The following is a 4,084-nucleotide window of genomic DNA, read 5'->3' as shown; positions in this document are numbered from 1 at the left end:
CCGTACGACGTCGGCGGGCTGCCAGCCGCGCTCCCAGGCCCGCCGGACGAGCTCCTCGCCCCTGCGGTGCGCGGCCTCGTCGGCGGACGGGTCGGCGGCGAGGAGGGAGGCACCGGTGTCCAGACCGGCGTCGTCCGCCGAGTAGAGGGCCGCCGCGCACGCCTGGTCGATCACCGGTTCCATCAGGTCAGGGTAGGCCGCGCCCGCCCGCTCACCGCTCCCCGGGGAGCAGCACGAGCTTGCCGCGCACGTGCCCGGCCTCGCTGAGTTCCTGGGCCTTCGCCGCGTCCCGGAGCGCGAAGGCGCGCGCGATGGAGACCCGCAGCTCACCGACCGACGCCTGCCGGGCGTACTCCGCGAGCCGTGTCCCCTCACCGGTGCGGGCCCCGCCGCCCCCGGAGAAGGCCACCCCGTACCCGGCCGCGTCCGGGTCCGCGATGGTGACGATCCGCTCGGCCGTGCCGCCGCGCAGCTCGACGGAGTCCGCGAGAGCACCCCGGCCCGCCGCGTCGAACACGGCGTCCACGCCTTCCGGGGCCACCGTGCGCACCCGGTCCACCAGTCCCTCGCCGTAGGCCACCGGGAACGCGCCGAGCACCCGCAGGTAGTCGTGGTTGGCCGGGGAGGCGGTCCCGATCACGGTGGCTCCCCGGGCGGCGGCCAGCTGGACGGCGGCGGAGCCGACCGCTCCGGCCGCCCCGTGCAGGAGCAGGGTGTCGCCGGCGGCGACCGCGAGTTCGTCCAGCACCCGGGCGGCGGTCGCCGTCGCGACGGGCAGGGCCGCGGCCTCCTCCCAGCCCAGGCCGTCCGGCTTGGGCGCCACGGCGTCCGCGTCGGCCAGGACGTACGCCGCGTACGCGCCGGTGACGCTCCGGCCGAGGACCTCGTCACCGGTCGCGAAGGCGGTGACGCCCTCTCCCGTCCCGTCGACGACGCCGGCGAACTCACTGCCGGGGACGGCGGGCAGCGGGGTCGGGAAGGCCGCTTCCATCCAGCCGTTGCGGATCTTGTGGTCGACCGGGTTGACACCGGCGGCCCGGACCTTCACCCGGATCTGCCCGGGCCCCGGGTGGACGTCCTCGGTCTCGGTGAGGTGCAGGACCTCCGGACCGCCGAACTCCTCGTACACGATCGCTTCCATCACCGTCTCCTCGGTGGCCGCCGTGCTCAGGGGTGCCCCCTTCCACCGATGGTGGTGGCTGCGCCGTCCGGCCGCCCGGTGAAGCCCCAGGCTCCCGCGGACCGCCGTCGATGTCAGTGCCGGGTGCCATGCTCGCCCCATGACCGGACGCTGGGCCCTGGCACCCACGGAAGGGGGCGGTGCGCGCCTCGTACCGCTGGGGCGGGACGGCCTGCCCGCCGGTCCGGTCATGACCGAGCCCGACCTCGTCGAGGCGGTCCGCTCCCGCCCGGACGTGGTCCGCTGGGTCTGGCGGTCCACCGCCGAGATCTACCCGCGGCTCCTCGCCGCGGGTGTCCGCGTCGAGCGGTGCTACGACATCGAGTGCGCCGAACACCTGCTGCTCGGACACGAGGGGCGGCTGGGCGAGCCCCGCTCCGCCGCGGCGGCCTGGGCCCGGCTGCGCGACGCCCCGGTGCCGCCCGATCCACCGCCGCGCTCGGCCGAACCCGGCTCCCAGTCCTCCCTCTTCGACCCGCCGTCCGGCACCACCGTGCCCTTCGACGCGCTGCTCCAGGTCTACGCCGAGCAGCTGCGCCGCCACGACGCGGCGGAACACCCGGGGAGGATGCGGCTGCTCACGACCGCCGAGTCGGCCGGCCTGCTGGTCGCCACCGAGATGAACCGGACCGGCCTGCCCTGGCGCGCCGACGTGCACCGCGAGGTCCTGAGCGGGCTGCTGGGCGAGCGGTACGCCGGCGGAGGCGAGCCCCGCAGACTGGCCGAGGCGGCCGACGAGGTGTCGGAGGCGTTCGGCAGACGGGTGCGCCCCGATCTGCCCGCCGACGTGGTGAAGGCCTTCGCCCAGGCGGGGATCAAGGTGCGGTCCACCCGCCGCTGGGAGCTGGAGAAGGTCGACCACCCGGCGGTGGAGCCGCTGATCCGCTACAAGAAGCTCTACCGCCTCTGGACGGCACACGGCTGGAGCTGGCTGACGGACTGGGTGCGTGAGGGGCGGTTCCGCCCGGAGTACCAGCCGGGGGGCACGGTCAGCGGGCGCTGGACGACCAACGGCGGCGGGGCCCTCCAGATCCCCCGGGTGATACGGCAGGCGGTCGTCGCCGACCCGGGCTGGCGCCTCGTGGTGGCGGACGCCGACCAGATGGAGCCCCGGGTGCTGGCCGCGATCTCCCGCGACCGGGGACTGATGGAGGTGGCCGGCCACGAGGGCGACCTGTACACGGCCCTGTCCGATCGGGCCTTCCACGGGGACCGGGACCACGCCAAGCTCGCCCTGCTCGGCGCCGTCTACGGGCAGACCTCCGGCGACGGCCTGAAGAACCTCGCGGCCCTGCGCCGGAGGTTCCCGCACGCCGTCGCCTACGTCGACGAGGCGGCGAAGGCCGGCGAGGAGGGCCGTCTCGTCCGTACCTGGCTCGGCCGCACGAGCCCGCCCGCGGCCGGGGCCGGGGAGTACGAGGAGGCGGGCATCCCGCAGGAGTCCGGTGGTCCGGTGTCCGGGGAGGGCGCCGGTGAGTACGGCCCGGGTCACGCCTCGTCCGACTCGCGGGCCCGGGGCCGGTTCACCCGCAACTTCGTCGTCCAGGGCAGCGCCGCCGACTGGGCGCTGCTGCTCCTGGCCGCGCTCCGGCGGACGCTCGCCGACCGGCGGATGCGGGCGGAGCTGGTGTTCTTCCAGCACGACGAGGTGATCGTGCACTGCCCGGCCGAGGAGGCGCCCGCGGTGGTGGAGGCGATCCGGGCGGCGGGGGAGCTGGCGGGGCTGACGGCCTTCGGCGAGACCCCGGTGCGGTTCCCGTTCACGACGGCGGTCGTCGAGCGGTACTCGGACGCCAAGTAGGCAGCGGGGCACCGCCGGTGGAGCGCGAAGGGCCCGGACCGGGGACGGTTCCCGGTCCGGGCCGGTGCCGCTTCTCTACCCGCGTTCCCACAACGCGGGGACCAGCGGCGGCTCCCACCCCGCGATGGCCGTGTGCCCCTGCAGACAGCGGTAGGAACCGCCGCCGTAGGTCACCCGGTCCCCCGCGCGGTAGGTGGTCCCGGCCGCCCAGCTGCCCCCGGCCGGAGGGTCGGTGGGCGGATCGGTGGGTGGATCGGTGGGCTCGGGCTGCTGGGCCACGTCGAGGACGAAGTCGAAGGTGCCCTCCCGTCCCGGGCCCGCGGAACGGACGTTCATGAGCAGCGCCGGATCGAAGATGGCGTCCGTGGCGTTGCGCGGCTCGCCCGGGAAGTACAGCTGGGTGGTCAGCACGGGCCGGCCGGGCGCCTGCGCCTTCACATGGATGTGCCGGGTACGCCCGGGGTACAGGCCCGGCACGATCGTCGTGAGCGTGAACGACCCGTCGGCGCCGGTGAACTGGTGCCCCCGGAAGGCGAACCCGGACATGTCGTAGGCACCGCCGGTGTCCGCCTGCCAGAAGTCCAGGAGCACGCCGGGCAGGGGCTTGCAGGCACGGCCGAAGACGTACCCGCTCACGGTGAGCGGCACGCCCGGTGTGGAGGACGTCACCAGGCTGGTGCGCAGCGGGGAGTTGGGCTTGAAGTAGGGGCCCTCCATCTGCTCGGGGGTCGGGTCGTCACCGTCGTCGCAGGCCGGCGTCAGCGCCAGGGGGGCGGCGCCGGCACCGGTGTCCCGGGCCAGCGCCACGCCTCCGCCCACGACCAGGGGGACGGCGCTCGCCGCGACGGCCGCCCTCAGGAGGCTCTTGCGGCTGATCGGACGGCCGCCGGGAGCGGTCTGCCGGGAGCCGTTACGGGGGGTGCCACCGGACTCTTCCGGGGGCACGGCTGATCTCTCGGTCATGGCTGATTCCTCGGTGTCTCGGCGTGCTCGGTGTGCGGGGAACGGGGCGGGCGTCAGACGCGCTGCCAGAGGGCGGGCACGTTCGGCGGCGTCCAGCCGGCCTGCGCCTGGTGGCCCTGGAGGCACCGGTAGCTCGCCCC

Annotated in this window: 4 protein-coding genes and 1 pseudogene; 1 reads left to right on the top strand and 4 read right to left on the bottom strand. The window is 75.5% G+C overall.

Annotated elements, in window-relative coordinates; genetic code table 11:
• Positions 1-183, bottom strand: a pseudogene (locus tag IH13_RS0103885) (aromatic acid decarboxylase); the annotation flags it as partial.
• A 28-nt stretch (positions 184-211) separates the two neighbouring features.
• Complete coding sequence (locus IH13_RS0103880) at positions 212-1,141, bottom strand: NADP-dependent oxidoreductase (protein WP_031080999.1); 930 nt, start codon at positions 1,139-1,141, stop codon at positions 212-214.
• A 139-nt stretch (positions 1,142-1,280) separates the two neighbouring features.
• On the opposite strand from IH13_RS0103880, the gene IH13_RS0103875 reads away from it, so the two are divergent.
• Positions 1,281-2,981 (top strand): bifunctional 3'-5' exonuclease/DNA polymerase, encoded by a 1,701-nt coding sequence (locus IH13_RS0103875; RefSeq protein WP_031080998.1) that lies wholly within the window; start codon positions 1,281-1,283, stop codon positions 2,979-2,981.
• Between the two features lie 75 nt (positions 2,982-3,056).
• On the opposite strand, the gene IH13_RS0103870 is transcribed toward IH13_RS0103875, so the two are convergent.
• Positions 3,057-3,944 carry a dioxygenase family protein gene (locus IH13_RS0103870; RefSeq protein WP_037840710.1) on the bottom strand — a complete coding sequence of 296 codons (888 nt, stop codon included), beginning with the start codon at positions 3,942-3,944 and terminating at the stop codon, positions 3,057-3,059.
• Between the two features lie 53 nt (positions 3,945-3,997).
• The coding region (locus IH13_RS45955) for a carbohydrate-binding protein (RefSeq protein ID WP_420713337.1) at positions 3,998-4,084 on the bottom strand (87 nt) is incomplete at its 5' end.

Origin of the sequence: Streptomyces sp. NRRL WC-3549 (assembly GCF_000721935.1) — a bacterium.
Taxonomy (GTDB): Bacteria; Actinomycetota; Actinomycetes; order Streptomycetales; family Streptomycetaceae; genus Streptomyces.
The sequence above is the reverse complement of the archived record's forward strand: the minus strand, read 5'-3'. Positions and strand labels throughout refer to the sequence as shown.

What these genes read in the sequence shown, in the direction of transcription:
- IH13_RS0103880 (WP_031080999.1), bottom strand. Translation starts at nt 1,141, where the DNA reads ATGGAAGCGATCGTGTACGAGGAGTTCGGCGGTCCGGAGGTCCTGCAC.
- IH13_RS0103875 (WP_031080998.1), top strand. Translation starts at nt 1,281, where the DNA reads ATGACCGGACGCTGGGCCCTGGCACCCACGGAAGGGGGCGGTGCGCGC.
- IH13_RS0103870 (WP_037840710.1), bottom strand. Translation starts at nt 3,944, where the DNA reads ATGACCGAGAGATCAGCCGTGCCCCCGGAAGAGTCCGGTGGCACCCCC.